Origin of the sequence: Agromyces mangrovi, assembly GCF_030296695.1 — a bacterium.
Taxonomy (GTDB): domain Bacteria; phylum Actinomycetota; class Actinomycetes; order Actinomycetales; family Microbacteriaceae; genus Agromyces; species Agromyces mangrovi.
In genome coordinates this window covers 3,263,204-3,286,355 of the sequence record NZ_AP027737.1, presented here as the reverse complement: position 1 = coordinate 3,286,355, position 23,152 = coordinate 3,263,204, and the positions used below count along the sequence as shown (strand labels likewise).

General features: G+C 72.0%; 20 protein-coding genes and 1 pseudogene. 2 read left to right on the top strand and 19 right to left on the bottom strand.

Annotated elements, in window-relative coordinates; genetic code table 11:
* Nucleotides 1–78: 78 nt before the first annotated feature.
* A complete protein-coding gene (locus QUE38_RS15685) occupies nt 79–696 on the bottom strand; it encodes a TetR/AcrR family transcriptional regulator (RefSeq protein WP_286309227.1) in 618 nt (205 codons plus the stop codon).
* A 159-nt stretch (nt 697–855) separates the two neighbouring features.
* Here QUE38_RS15685 and QUE38_RS15680 point away from each other — a divergent pair, with 159 nt between their 5' ends.
* Complete coding sequence (locus QUE38_RS15680; RefSeq protein ID WP_286309226.1) at nt 856–1,902, top strand: App1 family protein; 1,047 nt, start codon at nt 856–858, stop codon at nt 1,900–1,902.
* Nucleotides 1,903–1,955: 53 nt separating this feature from the next.
* Here QUE38_RS15680 and QUE38_RS15675 read toward each other — a convergent pair whose 3' ends face one another.
* Genes QUE38_RS15675 through hisD form a run of 3 tightly spaced genes read right to left on the bottom strand, consistent with a single transcriptional unit; the run spans nt 1,956 to nt 4,827 of the window.
* Nucleotides 1,956–2,993, bottom strand: coding sequence for a quinone-dependent dihydroorotate dehydrogenase (locus tag QUE38_RS15675; protein WP_286309225.1), 1,038 nt, complete (start codon nt 2,991–2,993; stop codon nt 1,956–1,958).
* 29 nt (nt 2,994–3,022) lie between these two features.
* Nucleotides 3,023–3,496 (bottom strand): transcriptional regulator NrdR, encoded by a 474-nt coding sequence (nrdR, locus tag QUE38_RS15670; protein WP_286309224.1) that lies wholly within the window; start codon nt 3,494–3,496, stop codon nt 3,023–3,025.
* Between the two features lie 23 nt (nt 3,497–3,519).
* Nucleotides 3,520–4,827, bottom strand: a complete 1,308-nt coding sequence (hisD, locus tag QUE38_RS15665; protein WP_286309223.1) for a histidinol dehydrogenase — start codon at nt 4,825–4,827, stop codon at nt 3,520–3,522.
* Between the two features lie 43 nt (nt 4,828–4,870).
* Between hisD and QUE38_RS15660 the strand changes: the two genes are divergently transcribed.
* Nucleotides 4,871–5,365 (top strand): flavin reductase family protein, encoded by a 495-nt coding sequence (locus QUE38_RS15660; protein ID WP_286309222.1) that lies wholly within the window; start codon nt 4,871–4,873, stop codon nt 5,363–5,365.
* Between the two features lie 42 nt (nt 5,366–5,407).
* Here the strand turns inward: QUE38_RS15660 and dnaE are convergent, their stop codons facing one another.
* From dnaE to QUE38_RS15585, 15 genes and pseudogenes are all read right to left on the bottom strand, one after another.
* A complete protein-coding gene (gene dnaE, locus QUE38_RS15655) occupies nt 5,408–8,875 on the bottom strand; it encodes a DNA polymerase III subunit alpha (RefSeq protein ID WP_286311869.1) in 3,468 nt (1,155 codons plus the stop codon).
* 90 nt (nt 8,876–8,965) lie between these two features.
* Nucleotides 8,966–9,886, bottom strand: coding sequence for an RluA family pseudouridine synthase (locus tag QUE38_RS15650; protein ID WP_286309221.1), 921 nt, complete (start codon nt 9,884–9,886; stop codon nt 8,966–8,968).
* A 1-nt stretch (nt 9,887) separates the two neighbouring features.
* Nucleotides 9,888–10,553: a signal peptidase II gene (gene lspA / locus QUE38_RS15645; RefSeq protein ID WP_433996921.1), complete on the bottom strand. Its 666-nt coding sequence runs from the start codon at nt 10,551–10,553 to the stop codon at nt 9,888–9,890.
* The gene (locus QUE38_RS15640) at nt 10,543–11,244 is read right to left on the bottom strand and encodes a DivIVA domain-containing protein (RefSeq protein WP_286309220.1); all 702 of its coding nucleotides are present in this window, start codon (nt 11,242–11,244) and stop codon (nt 10,543–10,545) included. The genes lspA and QUE38_RS15640 overlap by 11 nt, the downstream gene beginning before the upstream one ends.
* Before the next feature lie 116 nt (nt 11,245–11,360).
* Nucleotides 11,361–11,666, bottom strand: a complete 306-nt coding sequence (locus tag QUE38_RS15635; protein WP_286309219.1) for a YggT family protein — start codon at nt 11,664–11,666, stop codon at nt 11,361–11,363.
* A gap of 6 nt (nt 11,667–11,672) precedes the next feature.
* Complete coding sequence (locus QUE38_RS15630) at nt 11,673–12,152, bottom strand: cell division protein SepF (RefSeq protein ID WP_286309218.1); 480 nt, start codon at nt 12,150–12,152, stop codon at nt 11,673–11,675.
* Nucleotides 12,153–12,184: 32 nt separating this feature from the next.
* Complete coding sequence (locus QUE38_RS15625; protein WP_286309217.1) at nt 12,185–12,865, bottom strand: YggS family pyridoxal phosphate-dependent enzyme; 681 nt, start codon at nt 12,863–12,865, stop codon at nt 12,185–12,187.
* Between the two features lie 19 nt (nt 12,866–12,884).
* Nucleotides 12,885–14,066, bottom strand: a complete 1,182-nt coding sequence (gene ftsZ / locus QUE38_RS15620; RefSeq protein ID WP_286309215.1) for a cell division protein FtsZ — start codon at nt 14,064–14,066, stop codon at nt 12,885–12,887.
* A gap of 143 nt (nt 14,067–14,209) precedes the next feature.
* Nucleotides 14,210–15,367, bottom strand: a complete 1,158-nt coding sequence (locus tag QUE38_RS17890; protein ID WP_286309214.1) for an FtsQ-type POTRA domain-containing protein — start codon at nt 15,365–15,367, stop codon at nt 14,210–14,212.
* 13 nt (nt 15,368–15,380) lie between these two features.
* On the bottom strand, nt 15,381–16,751 hold the full coding sequence (gene murC / locus QUE38_RS15610) for a UDP-N-acetylmuramate--L-alanine ligase (protein WP_433996978.1): 1,371 nt from the start codon (nt 16,749–16,751) through the stop codon (nt 15,381–15,383).
* A 120-nt stretch (nt 16,752–16,871) separates the two neighbouring features.
* Nucleotides 16,872–17,936 (bottom strand): annotated as a pseudogene (locus tag QUE38_RS15605) (UDP-N-acetylglucosamine--N-acetylmuramyl-(pentapeptide) pyrophosphoryl-undecaprenol N-acetylglucosamine transferase); the annotation flags it as partial.
* The gene (gene ftsW / locus QUE38_RS15600) at nt 17,933–19,159 is read right to left on the bottom strand and encodes a putative lipid II flippase FtsW (protein ID WP_286309213.1); all 1,227 of its coding nucleotides are present in this window, start codon (nt 19,157–19,159) and stop codon (nt 17,933–17,935) included. The gene ftsW and the pseudogene QUE38_RS15605, both read right to left, overlap by 4 nt.
* A complete protein-coding gene (gene murD / locus QUE38_RS15595; protein WP_286309212.1) occupies nt 19,119–20,663 on the bottom strand; it encodes a UDP-N-acetylmuramoyl-L-alanine--D-glutamate ligase in 1,545 nt (514 codons plus the stop codon). The genes ftsW and murD overlap by 41 nt, the downstream gene beginning before the upstream one ends.
* Nucleotides 20,648–21,742, bottom strand: a complete 1,095-nt coding sequence (gene mraY, locus QUE38_RS15590; protein WP_286309211.1) for a phospho-N-acetylmuramoyl-pentapeptide-transferase — start codon at nt 21,740–21,742, stop codon at nt 20,648–20,650. The genes murD and mraY overlap by 16 nt, the downstream gene beginning before the upstream one ends.
* The gene (locus tag QUE38_RS15585; RefSeq protein ID WP_286309210.1) at nt 21,739–23,142 is read right to left on the bottom strand and encodes a UDP-N-acetylmuramoyl-tripeptide--D-alanyl-D-alanine ligase; all 1,404 of its coding nucleotides are present in this window, start codon (nt 23,140–23,142) and stop codon (nt 21,739–21,741) included. Before QUE38_RS15585 ends, mraY begins: the two co-directional genes overlap by 4 nt.
* Between the last annotated feature and the right edge of the window lie 10 nt (nt 23,143–23,152).

Here is a 23,152-nt window from a genome sequence, read left to right as displayed (position 1 = left end):
CTATGGAGCGCCGCCCACACCGGGCGCTGCTGCCGATTACGAAGCGGTGACGATACGGATGCCCCCGAGCGGACGTCGTCAGGCGACCGAGGTCGTCTCCCGCACCTCGTTCAAGCCGATCGCGTCGGCGAGGTATTCCCGGAGGATCGACAGGCACTCCCCGATGTACCACTCGTCGCCGGCCGGGTCGGCCGCGAACGACCGCGCGAGCAGCGCGTCGGCGACCTCGATCGCCACGTCGAACCGCCGACGCAGCGCACTGTCGCCCGGCACCCCGAAGTGCGCGGCCACGAAGTCGGCGAGGTCGTGGGCGAACACGGCGGCCAGCAGCCCGTCGTCGCCGATCGCGCGGTCGCGCTCGACGACCCGCACCACGCGGAAGCCCGGCTCCTCGCGGTAGCACTCGACCGCGGCGAGCACGCTGCGCTCGACCACGTGCCACGGGTCGGTCAGCTCGCCGTCGGCGATGTCCGCGGCGAGCCGCTCGCGGAACCGTCGCACGCACCGCTCGCGGAGCGCGCGGAGCACGGCGAGCCGGTCGGGGAAGTAGCGGTAGACGGTGCCGATCGACGCGCCCGAGCGCTCGGCGACCTGGGCGGTCGTGATGAGCTCCGGACCGAGGTCGTCGACGATCTCCGCCGCGGTGTCGAGCAGCGAGTCGAGGCGCTGCGTCGCCCGCTGCTGTGCGGGGGTCACCCGGATCGCCGTGGACGCTCCGTTCGATCCGCGGAGCAGGTCGCCTGTCGGCACGGTACCTCCTGACATAGACGCCCACTCTACCCCCGTTTGCGGGATAGCGGCCAAGCTGACCACAGGCCGCTCCGTGTCGCGATGCGGGCGTGCGAGACTGGATGAATGCGCACGCCCGATCACCCCGCGCCCGACGCGGTGCGCGTCCATCGGGCGGCGCGCATCGAGGACTGGTTCCACGGCATCCGCGAGCGATCGGCCCGGCGCCGCGGGCACGTGCCGACCATCGTCCCCTACGCGGGGTACGGCTCGGTCGACTGGGTGCGCATCCTCTGCCGGGTGCTGCTGAGCAAGCCCGCCGGCTCCCGCGGCAGCGCGCGCACGCGCGCCCGGCGCGAGCAGGGCATCCGCGGCTGGCGCAGCTTCACGAGCGTCCCGGTCGGCGACGTGGCCGTGCGCATCCGCATCGGCGGCCAGGAGCTGGAGGTCGTGGCCGACCGCGGCGGCGTGGTCGACGCGAAGGTGCCCGTCTCCCTGCCGCCTGGACGCCACGAGGCGGTCCTCTCCACCGACGGCGGCGTCGACCAGCACGCCCCGATCGACGTCATCGCGCCGGACACGAAGCTCGGCATCATCTCCGACGTCGACGACACCGTGATGGTCACGGCGCTCCCCCGACCGCTGCTCGCGGCGTGGAACACGTTCGTGCTCGACGAGCACGCGCGCATGCCCACCCCGGGCATGGCGGTGCTGCTGGAGCGGCTCTCCCGCGCCCACCCCGACGCGCCGGTCATCTACCTGAGCACCGGCGCGTGGAACGTCGCACCGACGCTCACGCGCTTCCTCTCGCGCAACCTGTACCCGGCGGGCACGCTGCTGCTCACCGACTGGGGCCCCACGCACGACCGGCTGTTCCGCAGCGGACGCATCCACAAGGAGGACAACCTGCGCCGCCTGGCGCACGAGTTCCCCGACATGCGCTGGGTGCTGATCGGCGACGACGGCCAGCACGACGAGTCGATCTACGGCGAGTTCGCGGCGGAGCATCCCGAGAACGTCGAGGCGATCGCCATCCGGCAGCTCTCGGCGGGCGAGGCCGTGCTCGCGGGCGGGCGCTCGCGCGCCGAGCTGCACGGCGTCAGCGCCCCGTGGATCTCGGCCAACGACGGCGCGACCCTCCTGAAGCGCATGGAGGAGCTCGGCCTGCTCTGACCCGGCGGGTGCGACGGGGGGCGAGCGGATGCCCCGGAGCGGACCGCCGACCGTCAGCGCGCGGCGCGCAGTCGGGCGAGGCCGCGGTTCACGGATGCCGCCCACAGCGGGCCCCGGTAGATGAACGCGGTGTACCCCTGCACGAGGTCGGCGCCCGCGTCGAGGCGCTCCTGCACGTCCTCCGCGGTGTCGACGCCGCCGACCGAGATCACGCACAGCTCGGGCGGCACGACCGCGCGGATCCGGCGCAGCACCTCGAGCGACCGCGCTGCGAGCGGTGCGCCCGACAGGCCGCCCGCCCCGGCCGCCTCGACGACGGACCGCGAGGTGCGCAGGCCCTCGCGCGAGATCGTCGTGTTCGTGGCGATGATGCCGGCGAGCCCCGCGTCGACCGCGAGCCGCGCGATGCGCTCGACCTGCTCGTCGGTGAGGTCGGGGGCGATCTTCACGAGCAGCGGCGTGTCGCCCGCCTCGTCCCGCACGGCCGCGAGCAGCGGCTCGAGCGACTCGAGCTCCTGCAGCCCGCGCAGGCCGGGCGTGTTCGGCGAGCTGACGTTGACGACGAGGTAGTCGGCGAGCGGTGCGAGCACCTTCGCGCTCCGCCGGTAGTCGCCGATCGCGTCCTCCACGGCGGTCACGCGGCTCTTGCCGATGTTGACGCCGAGCACCGGCCCGCGACCGGGCCTGCGGCGCAGCCGCGCGATGCGCAGCGCAGCGGCATCCGCCCCGCCGTTGTTGAACCCCATGCGGTTGATCACGGCACGGTCGGGGATCAGCCGGAACAGTCGCGGCGTCGGGTTGCCGGGCTGGGCGTGCGCGGTGAGCGTGCCGACCTCGACGTGGCCGAACCCCAGCTGCCCGAGGCCCGTGATGCCGAGCCCGTCCTTGTCGAACCCGGCGGCCAGGCCGAACGGCGACGGGAACGTGCGCCCGAGCGCCTGCACCCGCAGCTCCGGGGCCGGGCGCGTGAAGCGCGCGACCACGCGGCCGAGGCCGAGCCACGGCAGGCGCCGGATCACGCCGAAGGCGAGGTGGTGCGCTCGCTCGGGGTCGATGCGACGGAGGACCAGGGAGAAGAGGATGCGATACATGCCTCGGAAAGGCTACCGGAGCGAGGCGGTCACTCCGCGGAGCGTGCGGGCAGGCGGCCGTGCTCGGCGCGCAGCTGCGCGATCGCCTCCTCGAAGTCGTCGAGCGACTCGAACGCCTGGTACACGCTCGCGAAGCGCAGGTACGCCACCTCGTCGAGGTCGCGCAACGGTGCGAGGATCGCCAGGCCGATGTCGTTCGCCTCGATCTGCGAGGCGCCCGTCTGGCGGATCGTCTCCTCGACCTTCTGCGCGAGCACCGCGAGGTCGGACTCGGTCACCGGCCGGCCCTGGCAGGCCTTCTTCACGCCCGTGACGACCTTGTCGCGGCTGAACGGCTCGACGACGCCCGAGCGCTTGATGACCACGAGGCTCGCGGTCTCGGTGGTGCTGAACCGGCGCCCGCAGTTCGGGCACTGGCGACGACGACGGATCGAGAGCCCGTCGTCGGTGGTGCGGGAGTCGATCACGCGCGAATCGGGGTGACGGCAGAACGGGCAGTACATGGTTGCTCCAGTCTACGAGCGCGTCAGCCGCCGAAGCGGGCGCGCACGGCCTCGGCGTGGGCCGGCAGCTGCTCGTCGAGCGCGAGCGCGTCGATGCCCGCCGCGACGGCCGAGAGGCCGCGCTCGTCGTAGCGCACGACCTGCTGCGGGCGCAGGAACGTCGCCGCCGACAGGCCGGCGCTGAACCGGGCGTGCCCGCCCGTGGGCAGCACGTGGTTCGAGCCCGCCGAGTAGTCGCCGAGGCTCACCGGCGAGTACGGGCCGATGAAGATCGCCCCGGCGTTCTCGATCAGCCCGAGCACCGCGTCGGGGTCGTCGACCTGGATCTCGAGGTGCTCGGGACCGAACGCGTTCGCGAACGCCGCCGCCTGCGCGAGGTCGTCGACGAGCACGGCCGCCGACTGCTCGCCCGTGAGCGACGCGCGCACGCGCTCGGCGTGACGGGTCGCGCCCTGCCGAACCGCGAGCCGCTCGCCGACGCGCGCCGCGAGGTCGGCGTCGTCGGTCACGAGCACCGCCGCCGCGAGCTCGTCGTGCTCGGCCTGGCTCACGAGGTCGGCCGCGACGAGGTCGGCATCGGCGCCGCCGTCGGCGATGACCAGGATGTCGGTGGGACCCGCCTCCGCGTCGATGCCGACCGCGCCGCGCACGACGCGCTTGCCCGCGGCGACGAACCGGTTGCCGGGCCCGGTCACGACCTGCACCGGCTCGAGACCCGCGTCGGGCACGCCGTGGGCGAACGCGCCGATCGCACCCGCGCCGCCCATGGCGTAGACCTCGTCGACGCCGAGCAGCGCGGCGATGCCGAGGATGGTCGGGTGCACCCGCCCGCCGTGGTCGGGCTGCGGGGGCGAGGCGATGGCGATCGAGCCGACGCCCGCGACCTGCGCGGGCACGACGTTCATGATCACGCTCGACGGGTAGACGGCCTTGCCGCCGGGCACGTAGAGCCCGACGCGGCCGACCGGCTGCCAGCGCTGCTCGACGACCGCGCCCTCGCCGAGCTCGGTCCGCCCGGGCGGCGGCACCTGCGCGGCGCTGGCCTCCCGCACGCGGCGGATGGACTCGCGGGCCGCGTCCGCCACGGCCGGGTCGAGCGCGGCGACGGCCTCGTCGAGGTGCGCACGCGGCACGCGGAGCTGCTCGGGGCGCACGCCGTCGAAGCGCTCGGACTGGTCGAGCAGGGCGACCCCGCCGCGGGCGCGCACGTCGGCGATGAGCTCCGCGGCGATCGCCTCGGCCGCCGAGACGTCGCTGCGCGAGCGGGGCACGAGGGCGAGCAGTTCGGCGGCGGTAGGCTGGGCCCCGCGGAGGTCGATCGTCTGCATCATGGCCCGGCCAGCCTACCGCCAGCACCGAAACGAACGGACATCCGTGAGCGCCTCCCCCGACGACCTCGACGCGTTCCGCCAGGCCTTCCGGCGCCACGCCGCGGGCGTCGCGATCGTGACCGTGCAGGGCCCCGACGGCGCACCGGAGGCGTTCACCGCGACCTCGGTCGCCTCGCTCTCGGCGGTGCCGCCCCTGGCGACCTTCAACATGGCGCGGTCGGCGTCCGTCTGGTCCGCCGTGGCCACGGCAGGGCACGCGGTCGTGCACATGCTCGGCGCCCGCAACCGCGCGCTCGCGGAGCGCATGGCGGGGCCGCGCGAGTCGCGGTTCGACGGCGTCGCGTGGCGACCCGGCCCCGGCGGCGCGCCCGTGCTCGCGGGCGCGACCGCGTGGATGGGCGGGCGCATCCTGGAGCGCTTCGAGGTGCACGAGAGCGCCCTGGTCGTGCTGCGCGTCGACCAGGGCGAGATCGGCGAGGCGGATGCCCCGCTGCTGTACCACGAGCGCAGCTATCGCGCCCCGGGCGACGTGGTCTGAGCCGCCGGGGCGCCGGCCGCGCCGGCCGAACCCACCGGGCCGTCAGACCAGGCAGTTCGGGCCGAGCAGGCTCTTCAGCTCGCCGTAGAGGTCGGGCGTGACGCGCACCGGGAACGGCAGCTCGAACACGCGGGCGGTGCCGCCCTTCACGAGCTTCAGGTGCACCTCGGTACTGCCGGAGTGGCGTCCGAGCACCTCGCCGAGCGCCACGACCGTGTCGGTCGTCGCGCGCTGGTCGGGCAGCGAGATGACCACGGGCCCCGACTCGTCCTCCTGCCCGAGCTCGGGCAGCACGATGCTGTACGCGTGCAGGTTCATGCCGTCGTCGCGCATGCTCACGCGGCCGCGCACGACCGCGATGCGGTCGGCCTGCAGGTCGGGCGAGAACTCCTGGTACGCCTTCCCCATGAACATGACGGTCAGCTCGCCCGAGAAGTCCTCGACCTGGATCATGCCGTACTGGTTGCCGCTCGAGCGCGCGACGCGGTGCTGCACGCTCGTCACGAGACCGGCGATGGTGGCGGTGTCGCCGTCCTGCGTGGCATCCGACGACACCAGGTCGGTGATGGTGGTCGACGCGTGCTTCGCGAGCGGCACCTCGAGCCCCGCGAGCGGATGGTCGGAGACGTACAGCCCGAGCATCTCGCGCTCGAACGCGAGCTTGTCGCGCTTGGTCCACTCGGGCCGGTCGGGCACCTGCGCGACGGGCGCGCGCTCGTCCTCCTCGAACAGGCTGTCGAAGTCGAACCCGACGTCGCCGTTGGCCTCGGCCCGCTTGTCCTTCACCGCCGACTCGACCGCCGACTCGTGGATCTCCACGAGCGCGCGACGGGTGTGCCCGAGCGAGTCGAACGCGCCGGCTTTCGCCAGCGACTCGACCGTGCGCTTGTTCGCGACCGGGATCGGCACCTTCTTCAGGAAGTCGTGGAACGACTCGAACCGCCCCTCCGCCTCGCGGGCGCCGCGGATCGCCTCGACGACGTTGAAGCCCACGTTGCGCACGGCGCCGAGGCCGAAGCGGATGTCCTCGCCGACGGCGGCGAAGAACCCGATCGACTCGTTGACGTCGGGCGGCAGCACCTTGATGCCCATGCGACGGCACTCGTTGAGGTACATGGCGAGCTTGTCGCGCGCATCGCCGACGCTCGTGAGCAGCGCGGCCATGTACTCGGCCGGGTAGTGCGCCTTCAGGTACGCGGTCCAGTAGCTGAGCACGCCGTAGGCGGCCGAGTGCGCCTTGTTGAAGGCGTAGTCGGAGAACGGCAGCAGGATGTCCCAGAGCGTCTTGACCGCGGCATCCGAGTAGCCGTTGTCGTGCATGCCCTGCTGGAAGCCGGCGTACTGCTTGTCGAGCTCGGACTTCTTCTTCTTGCCCATCGCCCGCCGCAGGATGTCGGCCTGGCCGAGGCTGAACCCGGCGACCTTCTGCGCGATCGCCATCACCTGCTCCTGGTAGATGATGAGGCCGTAGCTCGTGTCGAGGATGTCCTTCAGCGGCTCGGCCAGCTCGGGATGGATCGGCGTGATCTCCTGCTGGCCGTTCTTGCGGAGCGCGTAATTCGTGTGCGAGTTCGCGCCCATCGGTCCGGGGCGGTAGAGCGCGATGACCGCCGAGATGTCCTCGAAGTTGTCGGGCTTCATGAGGCGAAGGAGCGACCGCATCGGCCCGCCGTCGAGCTGGAACACGCCGAGGGTGTCGCCACGGCCCAGCAGTTCGTAGGCCTCGCGGTCGTCGAGCGCCAGGTCTTCCAGCACCGGGCGGAAGCCGCGGTTGGCCTCGATGTTGTCGAGCGCGTCGTCGATGATGGTGAGGTTGCGCAACCCCAGGAAGTCCATCTTGATGAGGCCGAGCGACTCGCACGCCGGGTAGTCGAACTGCGTGACGATCTGGCCGTCCTGCTCGCGCTTCATGATCGGGATGATGTCGATCAGCGGCTCGCTCGACATGATCACGCCCGCCGCGTGCACGCCCCACTGGCGCTTCAGGTTCTCGAGCCCGACGGCCGTGTCGAAGACGGTCTTCGCCTCCGGGTCGGTCTCGATCAGGGCGCGGATGTCACCCGCTTCCTTGTACCGCGGGTGGTCGCGGTCGAAGATGCCCGACAGCGGGATGTCCTTGCCCATGACCGCGGGCGGCATCGCCTTGGTGAGCTTCTCCCCCATGCCGAACGGGAAGCCGAGCACGCGCGACGAGTCCTTGAGGGCCTGCTTCGCCTTGATCGTGCCGTAGGTGACGATCTGCGCGACGCGCTCGTCGCCGTACTTGTCGGTCACGTACTTGATGACCTCGCCGCGGCGCCGCTCGTCGAAGTCCACGTCGAAGTCGGGCATCGAGACGCGGTCGGGGTTCAGGAAGCGCTCGAAGATGAGGCCGTGCTGGAGCGGGTCGAGGTCGGTGATCTTCATCGCGTACGCCGCCATCGAGCCGGCGCCCGAGCCTCGGCCGGGGCCGACGCGGATGCCGTGGTCCTTCGACCAGTTGATGAAGTCGGCGACGACGAGGAAGTACCCGGGGAAGCCCATCTGCACGATGACGCCGACCTCGTAGTCGGCCTGCTTCCGCACCGCGTCGGGGATGCCGCCGGGGTAGCGCTCGTGCAGTCCGTTCTCGACCTCCTTGACGAACCAGCTCTCCTCGTTCTCGCCGTCGGGCACGGGGAAACGCGGCATGTAGTTCGCGCTCGTGTTGAACTCGACCTCGCACCGCTCGGCGATGAGCAGCGTGTTGTCGCACGCCTCGGGGTATTGGTCCCACGTACGGCGCATCTCGGCGGCCGTGCGCAGGTAGAAGTCGTCGGCGTCGAACTTGAAGCGGTTCGGGTCGTCGAGCGTCGACCCCGACTGCACGCAGAGCAGTGCCGCGTGGCTCTTCGCGTCGTGCGCGTGCGTGTAGTGCAGGTCGTTGGTCGCGACGAGCGGCAGGTCGAGTTCCCGTGCGAGCCGGATCAGGTCGCCCTGGATACGGCGCTCGATGCCGAGGCCGTGGTCCATCACCTCGCAGAAGAAGTTCTCCTTCCCGAAGATGTCGCGGTAGTCGGCCGCGGCCCGCACGGCCTCGTCGTACTGGCCGAGCCGGAGCCGGGTCTGCACCTCGCCCGACGGGCAGCCGGTCGTCGCGATGAGGCCCGTCCCGTAGGTCTCCAGCAGCTCGCGGTCCATGCGCGGCTTGAAGTAGTACCCCTCGATCGACGCGAGCGAGTTGAGCCGGAAGAGGTTGTGCATGCCCGCGGTGTTCTCGGCGAGCAGTGTCATGTGCGTGTACGCGCCGGCACCCGACACGTCGTCGCCGCCGCCGTTGCCCCAGCGCACGCGGGTCTTGTCGCCGCGTGCGGTGCCCGGCGTCAGGTACGCCTCGGTGCCGATGATCGGCTTGATGCCGACATCCGTCGCCTGCTTCCAGAAGTCGTAGGCGCCGAACACGTTGCCGTGGTCGGTCATCGCGATGGCGGGCTGGCCCTGCTCCTTCGCCGCGGCCACCAGCTCGCCCACCCGGGCCGCCCCGTCGAGCATCGAGTACTCGGTGTGGACGTGGAGGTGGACGAAGCCATCGTCGGTCACGGCGCTCCCGGAGGGGTCTGAGGTGCGAGTGGGGGTACCAGACTAATCGTGCCGCACGACATCGAGCGCGTGCGCGAGGTCCGCCGGGTAGTCGGATCGGAACGTGACCCACTCGCCGTCCGCCGGGTGCGCGAAGGACAGCTCGACCGCGTGCAGCCACTGCCGGGTCAGCCCGAGGCGGGCGCTCAGCGTGGGGTCGGCGCCGTACATCGCGTCGCCGGTGCACGGATGCCGCTGGGCCGCCATGTGGACGCGGATCTGGTGCGTGCGGCCCGTCTCGAGATGCACCTCGACGAGCGATGCGTACGGGAACGCCTCGATCGTCTCGTAGTGCGTGACCGCGTGCTTGCCGGCCGCGGTGACCGCGAACTTCCAGTCCGACCTCGGGTGCCGGCCGATCGGCGCGTCGATCGTGCCGCGCAGCGGGTCGGGCAGGCCCTGCACGAGCGCGTGGTACACCTTGTCGACCTCGCGGTCGTGGAACGCGCGCTTCAGCGCGGTGTACGCGCCCTCCGACTTCGCGACGACCATGAGGCCGGACGTGCCGGCGTCGAGGCGGTGCACGACGCCCTGGCGCTCGGGTGCGCCCGAGGTCGAGATGCGGAAGCCGGCCGCGGCGAGGGCGCCCACCACGGTCGGGCCCTCCCAACCGAGCGACGGATGCGCCGCGACCCCCGCGGGCTTGTCGACCACGACGATCTCGTCGTCGTCGTGCACGATGCCGAGGTCGGGCACCGCGATCGGCTCGACCGTCGGTGCGCGCGGCGGCTCCCACGACACCTCGAGCATCGCCCCGCCGCGCAGGCGGTCGGACTTGCCCGCCTCAGCGCCGTCGAGCCGCACGCCGCCCGCCGACGCGATGTCGGCTGCGAGGGTGCGCGAGAAGCCGAGCAGCTTCGCCAGGCCCGCATCGACGCGGACGCCGTCGAGGCCGTCGGGCACCGGCAGCATCCGATGCTCCATGTCAGCCCTCGCGCGTGCCGGCTGCGCTCACCCGGGGTCCGGCTGCCTCCGGGCCCTCGGGCTCGGTGGTCTCGTCCGCCTCCTCGGGCCGGTCGACCGCGGCCTCCGGGTCGCCCGACTCGGCGTCGGGCGCGTCCTTCCGCGGCGGCGCCTGCCGCTCGCCGTCGAGGCCGACGCCGCGGATGGTCAGGATGAGGAACAGCACCATGCTCGACACCACGGCGATGTCGGCGATGTTGTAGATCGCGGGCAGCATCCACGGCGTCGAGATGAAGTCGATCACGTGCCCGACGCCGAAGCCCGGCTCGCGGATGAGGCGGTCGGTCAGGTTGCCGAGCACACCGCCCAGCAGCAGCCCGAACACCACGGCCCAGGCGAGCGAGCGGATGCGGCCGGCGAACCAGATGATGAAGGTCAGCACGCCCGCCGCGAGGATCGTGAAGACCCACGTCATGCCGCTCGCGATCGAGAACGCCGCACCGGGATTGCGGACGAACTGCCACTGCAGCACCTCGCCCAGCACCGGCACGATCTCACCCTCGGTGAGGTTCGTGACGACGAGCTGCTTCGTCAGGAAGTCGAGGCCGTAGATCGTCGCGGCGATCGCGACGAGCAGGACCAGCGCACTGAGTCGGACCCGCGCGGTGCGCCGAGCGTTAGCCTCCAAAGGCCTGGTACGTCGGAGCCTGCGGCGGTGCGTCGACCGCGCCCGCAGCACTCATGGGCGCGTAACCGCCCTGCTGCGGAGCGCCCGGGCTGACCGGGGCGGCCTGATCGAGGTCGCGCAGCTGGCCCTCGATGTACGACTTGAGCTTCTGGCGGTAGTCGCGCTCGAACGAACGGAGCTCGTCGACGCGCTTCTCGATCGCCGCGCGCTCCTGGTCGAGCTTGCCGATCTGGGCGCGCTGCTTCGCCTCGGCCTCGGCGACGACGCGCGCGGCGGTCGCGTGGCCCTCGGCGATGAGCGCGTCGCGCTTCTCGATGCCCTCGCGCACGTGCTCCTCGTGGAGGCGGCGGGCGAGCTGGAGCAGGTTGGTCGTGCTGGTCTGCTCGTCGACCTCGGAGACCGGGGCGGGCGCGGCCGGGACGGCGACCGTCGGCGGCTGCGGAGTGGGCTCGGCGTACGCGGGCGCCGGCGCAGCGGCGGGGGCCGGTGCGGGGGCGGGCGCGGGCTGCTGGGAGGCCTTCTGCTCGGCCTGCGCGAGCCGCTGGCGCAGCTCGTCGTTCTCCTGGTTCAGACGGCGCAGCTCGACGACGACCTCGTCGAGGAAATCGTCGACCTCATCCTGATCGTAGCCCTCGCGGAACTTCGTCGCCTGGAACCGCTTGTTGACCACGTCTTCGGGAGTTAGCGCCATGGCGTTCCAACCTCACAATGCTCGATCTGTCTGATCACGTTCAGCTAACGGTAGCAAACGGTGCGCGGACCGCGCGGCCCGTATCAGGCTCGCGCGTCACGGTTCGCAGCACATCGTCAGGCGAGCCGCGAGATGCCGCCGACGATCCACAGCAGCACGATGACGACGAGCATGGCGATGCTCCAGCCGAAGTCGAATGCGACCTGGCCCACCCGCAGCGGCGGCACGATGCGCCGGAAGAACTTCACCGGCGGGTCGGTGACCGTGTACACGGCCTCGACGACGACGAGCCACCCGCCCTGCGGGCGCCACGATCGGTTGAAGGTGCGCACGAGGTCGAGGACGAAGCGCGCCCACATCGTGAAGAAGTAGATGAGCAGGACGTAGTACAGGAGGGTCGCGATGAACGCGATGGCACCCACGGCCGATCAGGCGTGGCTGAAGAACGACGCCTCGACGTCGCTCTCGACCTCGCTGCTCTCCCCGGAGACCACGACGTGGGCGGGCGAGAGCAGGAACACCTTGTTCGTCACGCGCTCGATCTTGCCATGGAGGCCCTGCGAGAGGCCACTCGCGAAGTCGATGAGACGGCGTGCGTCGCCGTCCGACATCTGGGAGAGGTTGATGATGACCGGCACGCCGTCGCGGAACGACTCGGCGATCACCTGGGCGTCGCGGTACTGCCGGGGGTGCACGGTGAGGATCTCGTTCATGTCCGCCTGCTGTGAGCTCGGGGTGGGTGCCGCGGTGGGCTTCCGCAGCGGGGTCACTGGGGCGCCGCCGCCCTTGGGTGCCGGGGCGGCCTGCGCCACCGGAGCAGGCTGCGGCGCGGCCGCGGGGGCCTCCTGCTCGAGCTCCTCATCGGCGAGGCCGAGGTAGACCATCGTCTTCCGAAGCGGGTTCGACATCGCAACCTCCGTGTGTCGTCGTCTCTTCGAGGTTAAACGGCCTGCGGCCGATTTCCCGTGATTGCCGTGCCGATGCGTAGGTGTGTCGCGCCCGCGTGCACGGCCTCGCGGAAATCCCCGGACATGCCGATGGACAGGTCGCGCGCGTCGGGCGCGACCTGCGCGACGAGCAGTTCGGATGCCTCGCGCACGCGTGCGAACGCACGGGCCGGCTCCTCCCCGAGCGGCGCGACGGCCATGAGCCCGCGCAGCCGGAGCCCGGACGCCGCCTCGGCGGCCTCGGCGACGCGGAGCACGTCGTCGCCCACCGCGCCGCCGCGCCCCGGGTCATCGGTCAGGTTGACCTGCACGAAGCAGTCGACGGATGCCTCGTCGGAGGCGAGCACGTCGACCAGCTCGACGCGGTCGACCGAGTGGATCGCAGAGGCGTACGCCCGCACCTGCCGGGCCTTCTTGCGCTGCAGCTGGCCGACGAAGTGCCAGCGGAGGCCGAGCGGCTCGAGCTCGTGCGCCTTCGCCTGCGCCTCCTGGTGCCGGTTCTCCCCCACGTCGTGCACGCCGAGCCCGGCCAGCTCGCGCACGAGCGACACCGGCTGGAACTTGGTGACGACGATCGTGGTGATCGCATCGGGGTCGCGACCGGCCTCGCGCGCGGCATCCGCCACCTGCGCCTGCACCGACGCGAGCCGGCCGGCGAGCGTGGGCTCGCTCATCGCGCGCCCGCCTGCGGACTCACTTGAGGAAGTCGGGGATGTCGAGGTCGTCGGGCTGCTCGTCGAACGCCGGGTCGCCCACGATCGCGTCGGCCGTCGCGGTCGGCTGCTCGGCGGTCGACCAGGACGCGCTCTCGACGAGCTCCTCGATCGAGATCTCGGTCTCCGTCGTCGCCGCCGCGGCCGCGCCGCCCGCGCCGATCGCCGCACCGCCGAACGCGCCCGCCTCGAGCTCGTCGCGGATGGACGACGGCTCGCCGCCGTCGAACCCGGCCGCGATCACTGTCACGCGCACCTCGTCGCCGAGCGTGTCGTCGATGACGGCGCCGAAGATGATGTTCGCCTCCGGGTGCACGGCCTCCTGCACGAGCCGGGCCGCGTCGTTGATCTCGAAGATGCCGAGGTTCGACCCGCCCTGGATCGACAGCAGCACGCCGTGCGCTCCGTCGATCGAGGCTTCGAGCAGCGGTGACGCCACGGCCAGCTCGGCCGCCTTGATCGCGCGATCCGCGCCCCGCGACGAACCGATGCCCATGAGCGCGGACCCCGCGCCCTGCATGACCGACTTGACGTCGGCGAAGTCGAGGTTGATGAGCCCGGGCGTCGTGATCAGGTCGGTGATGCCCTGCACACCGGCGAGCAGCACCTGGTCGGCCGTGGCGAACGCCTCGAGCATCGAGATGCCGCGGTCGCTGATCTCGAGCAGCCGGTCGTTGGGCACGACGATGAGGGTGTCGACCTCGTTCTTCAGGGTCGCGACGCCCTGCTCGGCCTGGGTCTGGCGGCGCTTGCCCTCGAAGCTGAACGGCTTCGTGACGACACCGATCGTGAGGGCGCCGATCGACTTGGCGATGCGCGCCACGACCGGGGCGCCGCCGGTGCCGGTGCCGCCGCCCTCGCCCGCGGTCACGAAGACCATGTCGGCGCCCGCGAGCGCCTCCTCGATCTCCTCCGCGTGGTCCTCCGCGGCGCGACGGCCGACCTCGGGGTCGGCGCCCGCGCCGAGTCCGCGCGTGAGATCCCGCCCGACGTCGAGCTTGACGTCGGCGTCGCTCATGAGCAGCGCCTGGGCGTCGGTGTTGATCGCGATGAACTCGACCCCGCGCAGGCCGAGCTCGATCATGCGGTTCACCGCGTTCACGCCACCGCCGCCGATGCCGACGACCTTGATGACTGCGAGGTAGTTCTGGTTTGTCGACACTGTCCGGCCCTCCGTGCGTCACTCTCAAGTCTCAACCTCAGGTGTAAGGTTAAAGTTTTGCCGAGTATGCAATTTCCCTGACCTCGACGGTAGGCGCGCCCGTGCCCGATCGGCGCACGACGCGCCGCGTGTCGCGATCCGGGTCAGCCCACGACCGCGCTGCGCGGCGACGACACGTCGTAGCGCGAGACGGTCGACGGCGGCGCGGCCTCGACCAGCGCCTCGAGCACCGCCGCCTTGAGCACCGATTCCTCGGCGCTGCCCCACACCACGCTCGCTCCCCCGGCGAGTTCGAGTCGCACGTCGTCGGCCGTCGTCGCCGACGCCGACAGCACGCTCGCGCGCAGCTCGTCGGGCAGCGACCGGATCACCGCGCTCGCCGATCGGAACCCGTCGCCGGCGAGGCCGCCCTCCGCGTCGACGAGCGGAAGCCCCTCCGGGCGCACCGGCTGCTCCTCGAGCACGATGCCGGCGCCGTCCACCACGCGGAATCCGCCGCCGCCCGCGACCACCGCGATCGGCGTGCGTTCGACGAGCCGCACCACGAGCGTGCCGGGCGGCCGCCGCTCGATCGCCCAGGTCTGGATCGCCGAGAACTCCGCGAGCGCCTCGCCGACCGCCCGGTCGTCGACGAGCGGGAGCGGGGTGCCGCGCTGCGCGTCGAGCGCGGCCTGCACCTCGTCGGCCGTGACCCGTTCGCCCGCACCCTGGACCACGATCTCCTGCACCGCCATGAGCGGCGAGTACGCGGCGGCCGTCAGCCCGCCGACCACGAGCACGACGCTGCCGATGCCCACCGCCCACGCGATGCGCCGGTTGCGCTGCCGCTTCGTGAAGCGACGCATCTCGGCGCGCTCGTAGCGCTTGCGCCGGCGGGTCGCGCGACGCACCTCGCGCTTCGCACGCCACCCGGCGAGGCGACCCCCGTTCCCGGACGGCTCGGCGTCTGTCGGCTCGGCGTCGATCGTCGCGGCGAACCGCGACGGCTCGTGATCCTCGAGCGCGGGGTCCTCGGTCGTCGGTCCGCCCGGCCGCACGATCGGGATGGGTTCGGTGAGCTGTGCGTCGGCGGACGACGGTGCCGACGAGGACGACGGCGAGTTGGATGCAGCGGGCGGCACCCGCGACGGCACGCGCGAGGGCGCGGGCGGGGTCCGCGTCGGCGCGGCCGGGCGAGCGGCCTCGGTGCGCGCGTCGTCGCTCGCGGCGGCATCCGCCTCGCCGGCTTCGGAACCCCGCGCGGGCGCGTTCACGCCGGTGCGCGGACGTGCCCGGCCGTCGAAGCCCTGCGGACGCCTCACGCCCGGAGCATCCTCAGCCCCGCTCCCGCTCGAGCGAGCCGAGCAGCTGGGGCACGATGCGGTACACGTCGCCGCAGCCGAGCGTGATGACGTAGTCGCCCTCGCGCGCGATGCGCGCCGTGTGGTCGGCCGCCGCCTGCCAGTCGGCGATGAACGCCACCTTCGACGGATCGTTGAACCGGTCGGCGACGAGCTGGCCGGTCACGCCGGGCTCCGGGTCCTCGCGCGCGCCGTACACGTCGAGCACCACGGTCTCGTCGGCGAGGGTCTCGAGCACCTCGGCGAACTCGCCCGCGAACAGCCGGGTCCGGCTGTACAGGTGCGGCTGGTGCACCGCGATGATGCGCCCCTCACCGACCACCGTGCGCGCGCCGGAGAGCGCGGCCGCCACCTCGGTCGGGTGGTGGGCGTAGTCGTCGAACACGCTCACGCCGCCCACCGTGCCGTGCAGCTCGAACCGGCGGCCCGTGCCGCCGAACTCCGAGATCGCCGCGAGGGTCTCCGCGGGCGGGAAGCCGAGCCCCACGAGCACCGCGAAGGCACCCGCCGCGTTGATGGCGTTGTGCACGCCCGGCACCGCGAGCCGGGCCCGGTAGGTCGCGCCCTCGTGGTCGATCGCGAACGACACCGGACCGTCGGTCTCGATCGAGTGCACGCGCACGTCGGCCGAGTCCGCCTCGCCGAAGGTCAGTACGCGCCGGTGCGACAGGCGGTCCTTCACGCGCAGCGCACCCGGGTCGTCGGCCGAGATGACCACCAGCTCGCGCGCGCGGTCGGCGAACGTCACGAACGCGTCCTCGAACGCCTCGAACGAGCCGTAGTGGTCGAGGTGGTCGGGGTCGACGTTCGTGACCAGCGCGACCGACGTGTCGTAGAGCAGGAACGAGCCGTCGGACTCGTCGGCCTCGACCACGAACCACTCGCCCGAGCCGCGAGCCGAGCTCGTGCCGAGGGCCTGGATGACGCCGCCGTTGACGAAGCTCGGATCCTGTCCGAGGCCGATCAGGCCGGTGATGATCATGCCGGTCGACGTCGTCTTGCCGTGTGCGCCGGCCACGGAGATCAGCCGCTGGGAGCGGATGAGCCACGCGAGCGCCTGCGAGCGGTGCAGCACCGGGATGCCGTGCTCGAGCGCGTACCGGTACTCGGGGTTGTCCTGCCAGAGCGCGCCGGTCACGACCACCGTGTCCGCGTCGCCGACGTGCGCGGCGTCGTGCCCGATCGACACGCTCGCACCGAGCTCGCGCAGCGTGCGCACGGTGTCGGAGTCCCGCACGTCCGAACCCGTCACCCGGTGGCCCGCACCCAGGAAGAGCCGCGCGATGCCGCTCATGCCCGCCCCGCCGATGCCGACGAAGTGGACGGCACCGATGGACTCGGGCATCTCGATGGAGGTGTCGGGCTTGATCGTCACGTGGGCTGGGCTCTCTCTGGTCGGCGGATCGACGCCGGGGCGTCCGTGGTCAAGGCTACGCGCGTCGTGCGAGTCAGGGGTTCCCGCGCCGAGCGCCTCGTCGACGAGCGCGACCATGCGGTCGGTGCCGTCGATGACCCCGGCGGATGCGGCTGCCACGGCCATGGCCGCGACGCTCGAGCCGTCCGCCAGCAGCGGCACCACGTTGCGGTCGACCCAGCTCGGCACGAAGTCGGCGTCGTCGACGAGGATGCCGCCGCCCGCCTCGACCACGCCCGCCGCGTTGAAGCGCTGCTCGCCGTTGCCCACGGGGTACGGCACGTACACGGCCGGGATGCCGAGCGCGGCGAGTTCGCTCACCGTCGCAGCCCCCGCGCGGGAGAGCGCGAAGTCGGCGATCGCGAGCGCGAGGTCCATGCGGTCGCAGTAGTCGATCATGCGGTAGCCGTCGAGGCCCGGATCGGTCACCTCGGACGACCGGCCCGTGATGTGCAGCACCTGCCATCCGGTGGCCCGCAGCGCGAGCGCCGAACCCGCGACCGTGGCGTTCAGCCGACGGGCGCCGAGCGAGCCGCCCGTGGCGAGCAGCACGGGTCGGCCGGCGTCGAGCCCGAAGAACTCGGCGGCCTCCGCGCGCGCGGCGGCACGGTCCATCCGCTCGATCTCGCTGCGCAGCGGCATGCCGACGAAACGCGCGCCGTGCAGCGGCGTGCCCTCGAACGCGACGCCGACGGTCGCGGCGAACCGGCTGCCGAGCCGGTTCGCGAGCCCGGGCTTCGCGTTCGCCTCGTGCAGGGCGACTGGCACGTGCTCCGACCGGGCCGCGAGGTACGCGGGCGTGGCGACGTATCCGCCGAAGCCGACCACGACGTCGACGCCGTGCTCGCGGATGAGCTCGCGGACGGTGCGGATGCTGCGCCGGAACGTCGACGGGAACGCGATCGCCGCCCGGTTCGGCCGTCGCGGGAACGGCACCTTCGGAATGGTGAGCAGCTCGTAGCCGCGCGCCGGCACGAGGCGCGCCTCGAGTCCCTCGGCCGTGCCGAGCACGAGCACGAGGGCATCGGGGTCGCGTTCGCGCAGGCGATCGGCGACCGCGAGCAGCGGGTTCACGTGGCCGGCGGTGCCTCCGCCGGCGAGGAGGTACGTGGTCATCGCGCGGTCGCCCGCTTCCGTGCCCGGGCCGGGGCGGGCGCGGACTCGCGCGCGACCGAGAGCACCACGCCGATGCCGACCAGCGTGGTCAGCAGGGCCGTGCCGCCGGAGGACACGAGCGGGAGGGGAACGCCGAGGACGGGGAAGACACCGAGCACGACACCGATATTGACACACGCCTGACCGATCACCCAGACGAGCATCGCGGCGGTCACGGTGCGTCCGAACATGGTCGGCGCCTGCCGCATGATGCGGGCGAACGCGATCGCGAGCACCACGAGCAGGCCGAGCACGACGACCGCGCCGATGAGGCCGAGCTCCTCGCCGATGATCGCGAAGATGAAGTCGTTGTCGGCCGCCGGAAGCCACGACCACTTCGCCGTGGAGTTGCCGAGGCCGACCCCGAAGATCCCGCCGTTGGCGAGGGCGAAGGTGCCGTGCTCGGTCTGCCAGCACGAGTTGATGTAGTCGTCGCAGGTGTGGCTGAGGAACGCGCCGATGCGCTGCATCCGGTTCTCGCTGGTCACGGCCGCGAGGGCGAACGCGCCCGCGCCGAGCAGCACCGGCACGACGAGCAGCCGCAGCCGCACGCCGATGAGGAACAGGGTGCCCAGCAGCATCCCGCCCATGATCATGACCGTGCCGAGGTCGCCGCCGAGGAGCACCAGGCCGATCGCGCCGCCGCCGACCAGCAGGATCGGGAGCACGCCGCGGCCGAACTCGCCCAGCACCGGCTCCTTGCGCGTGGTCATGAGCCCGAGCCAGAGCACGAGCGCGAGCTTGATGGCCTCCGACGGCTGGAACTGGAACCCGCCGAGGTTCAGCCAGTTCGTGTTGCCGCCGACCGTCACGCCCATGGGCGTCGCGACCACCAGCACCTGCAGCCCGCACGCGATCGCGAGGGCCGGCCAGGCGACGGCCATCCAGAACCGTTGCGGCAGGCGGCTGACGACCAGCATGAGCGGGATCCCGACCAGCACGAACACGCCCTGGCGCATGAACTCGCCGAAGAAGCCCTCGTCGGCGATGTACGAGTCGACGGTCGACGACGACAGCACCATGACGAGGCCGAACACGACCAGGAAGATCGTGGTGCCGAGCAGGGTGAAGTAGTTCGCCGACTCGGCGCGGAACATGCGCCCGAGCCGGATGCGGGCCGCGGAGATGCCGCCCGGGCGGTCCTCAGCCGGGGAGTCCGGGCGTGCGTGGGGCGGAGCCGTCATCCGCCTCACCTCCCAGGTACTCGCGCACGGCGCCGGCGAAGCGGCGACCCCGGTCGGCGTAGTCGGTGAACTGGTCCATCGACGCCGCCGCCGGTGCGAGGAGCACCGTGTCCCCCGCCCGTGCGAGGCCGGCGGCCGACTCGACCGCGCGACGCATCACGTCACCAGTGTCGGCGGTGTCGACCTCGACGACCTCGAGCCCGGGGGCGTGTCGCGCGAACGCCGCGACGAGGGCGGCGCGGTCGACGCCGATCACGACGGCCGCGCGCAGCCGGTCGACGTGGCCCGCGACGAGCGCGTCGATGTCGACGCCCTTCAGCAGGCCGCCGACGATCCACACCACCGACGGGTAGGCGGCGAGCGACGCCTGCGCTGCGTGCGGGTTGGTGGCCTTCGAGTCGTCGACCCAGGCGATGCCGTCGGCCGCGGCGACCCGCTCGATGCGGTGGGCGTCGAGGCGGAAGGTCGCGAGCGCGTCGTGCACGGTCGCGGGCGGCACGCCCACCGACCGGGCGAGCGCGGCCGCGGCGAGGATGTTGGCCACGACGTGCGGGGCCGCGAGCCCCGCCTGCGCGAGCTCGTCGAGCGTGGTCAGCTCGAGCGCGGTGTTGCGACGGTCGTCGAGGAACGCGCGGTCGCACAGCACGCCCTCGGCGATGCCGAAGTCACTCGGACCCGGCACGCCCAGGTCGAACCCGATCGCTCGCGCCCCCTCCTCGACCTCGGCGTCGCGCACCATCTGCTCCGTTGCGGCATCCGACTTGTTGTAGACGCACGCGACGCGCACGTGCTCGTACACCTTCGCCTTCGCCGCACGGTAGGCCTCGGCGGAGCCGTGCCAGTCGAGGTGGTCGTCCGCGATGTTCAGGCACACGGATGACACGGGGTGCAGCGCGCCCGGACCGTCGAGCGGCAGGTGGTGCAGCTGGTAGCTCGAGAGCTCGACCACGAGCACGTCGAACCCGCCCGGGTCGCGCACCGCGTCGAGCACCGGCACGCCGATGTTGCCGCACGGGGCCGCACGCAGCCCGTGCGCGGCGAGCATCGTCGCGGTGAGCTGCGTGGTCGTGGTCTTGCCGTTGGTGCCCGTGACGAGGATCCACTCGGCGGCCGGCTCGACCTTGTCGCGGACGCGCCAGGCCAGCTCGATGTCGCCCCACACCGCGACCCGCTCGGCCGCGGCCCACTCGAGCACCGGGTGGTCGGGGTGGAACCCGGGCGAGGCGATCACGAGCTCGGGGTCGAATGCCACGACCTCCGCGGGCACGGCATCGAGCGGATGCTGCAGCAGGCGCGCGCCGATCACCTCGAGCACGCGCACGCGATCGTCGTCGACCGCGGGCGCCACCACGAGCACCTCGGCGCCGAGCTCGGCGAGCGTGTCGGCGGCCGCGAAGCCCGTGACGCCCGCGCCCAGCACGACCGTGCGCAGGCCCGACCAGTCGGAACGCCAGCTCGTGAGACCGTCGAGCCGCGAGGCATCCGTCATCAGTTGGCGAGCCATTCGAGGTAGAAGGAGCCGACTCCGGCCGCAACGAGCAGGCCGGCGATGATCCAGAACCGCACGACGATCGTGACCTCGGCCCAGCCCTTCAGCTCGAAGTGGTGGTGGATCGGACTCATCAGGAAGATGCGCTTGCCGCGGGTGAGCTTGAAGTACGCCCGCTGCACGATGACCGAGCCGGTCTCGATGACGAAGAGGCCGCCGATGAGGATGAGCAGCAGCTCGGTGCGGCTGACCACCGCGAGCGCCGCAAGGGCGCCGCCGAGCGCGAGCGAGCCCGTGTCGCCCATGATGATCTTCGCCGGGTTGGTGTTCCACCAGAGGAAGCCGAGCACGGCGCCGACGATCGCGGTCGCGACGATCGCGATGTCGAGCGGATCGCGCACCTCGTAGCAGCGGTACCCGTCGCTCGGGTTCAGGTTCTCGGAGAAGCAGGACTGGTTGAACTGCCAGAAGCCGATGATCACGAACGAGCCGATCGCGAGGATCGAGGCGCCCGACGCGAGCCCGTCGAGCCCGTCGGTGACGTTCACGGCATTGGACGCAGCGGCCGTCAGCAGCGTGATCCAGAGCACGTAGAGGATGACGCCGACGATCGTGCCGAACACCATGAAGTCGAGCGGCAGGTCTCGGATGAACGAGATGCTCGTGGAGGCGGGGGTCTCGCCCTGCGCGTTCGGGAAGCCGAGGGCGAGCAGCGCGAACACCGCGGCGACGATCACCTGGCCGGCGATCTTCGCCCAGCCGCCGAGGCCGAGGCTCTGCTTCTTGCGGGTCTTCAGGAAGTCGTCGACGAAGCCGACGATGCCGAGGCCCACCATCATCAGCAGCACGAGCAGGCCCGACGCGGTCGGCAGCTCGTTGAAGACGAGCGTCGCCGTGAAGTACCCGAACAACGTGCCCAGGATGAAGACGATGCCGCCCATGGTGGGCGTGCCGCGCTTGACGTGGTGGCTCTTCGGGCCGTCGTCGCGGATGAACTGGCCCCAGTTCAGCTTCGTGAACAGCCGGATGAACAGCGGCGTGAGGAACAGTGTGAAGGAGAGCGACAGCGCTCCTGCGGTCAACAGTGTTCTCACGCGAACCATTCTCCCAATCGGTCGCCGAGGTGGCGGAGACCCGCCGAGTTCGACGATTTCACCAGCACCGTGTCACCGGGACCGGCGGTCTTCGCGACGAGGTCGAACGCCTCGTCCTGCGTCTCGACGAAGGCGCTCTCGCCGTCCCACGACCCCTCGTTGATCGCCGTGATGTGCAGGCGCCTCGCACCCGCGCCCACCACGACGAGCTGCGAGATGCCGAGCCGAACGGCCTGCAGGCCGATGCGGTCGTGCTCCTCGCCCGAGAACTCGCCGAGCTCGCTCATCTCGCCCAGCACCGCGATCGTGCGGCCGCCCGACCGCCCGAGCTGCGCGAGCGTCTTGAGCGCCGCGGCCATCGAGTCGGGGCTCGCGTTGTACGCGTCGTTGATCACCGTGATGCCGTCGCGACCGCCCATGAGCTGCATGCGCCAGCGCTCGGCGAGCGTGACCTGCTCGAGACGGGCGACGGTGTCGTCGAGCGCGACGCCGAGCTCGGTGGCGACCGCGATCGCCGCGAGGGCGTTCATGACGTGGTGCTCGCCGAGCACGCGGAAGCGCACGTCGGCGCCGCCGACCCCCGCCACCTCGACGCGGAAGTCGGTGCCGCCCGCGTGGGCGACCACGTCGGTGGCGCGCACGTCGGCGTCCGCTCCGAACCCGAACCGCACGATGCGCGCGCTCGTGCGGTCGGCCATGCCGGCCACGCGCGGGTCGTCGGCGTTCAGCACCGCGACGCCGTCCTCGGCGAGGGCCTCGACCATCTCGCCCTTGGCGCGCACGGTCTGCTCGATGCCGCCGAACTCGCCCGCGTGGGCGAGGCCGACCTTCAGGACCACGCCGATGTCGGGGCGGGCCATGCGGGTCAGCCGTGCGATGTGGCCGACGCCCGAGGCGCCCATCTCGGCGACGAGGTACTTCGTCGACTCGGTGAGCTCGAGCATGGTGACCGGTGCGCCGACCTCGTTGTTGTACGAGCCGCGCGGCGCGACCGTCTCGCCCTCGGGCGACAGGATGGCGCGCAGCAGGTTCTTGGTCGTCGTCTTGCCGTTCGAGCCGGTGATGCCGACCACGCGCAGGTCGCCGCCCGCGCGCACGCGGCGCACCACCTCGGTCGCGAGCGCACCGAGGCCGACGACGGCGTCCTCGACGACCACCTGGGGCACGTCGAGCTCCAGCGAACGCTCCACGATGAGCAGCGCGGCGCCCGCGGCGACCGCGTCGGGAGCGAACACGTGCCCGTCGGTCACCTCGCCGGGCTTGCAGACGAAGACGTCGCCGGGGCCGACCTCGCGGGAGTCGGTGTGCACGGCACCGTCGACCACCCGCTCGCCGTGCGCGGCGTCGACGAGACGCCCGTCGACGGCGCGCGCGACCTCATCGATCGTCAGGGCGATCATCGTCCTGCTT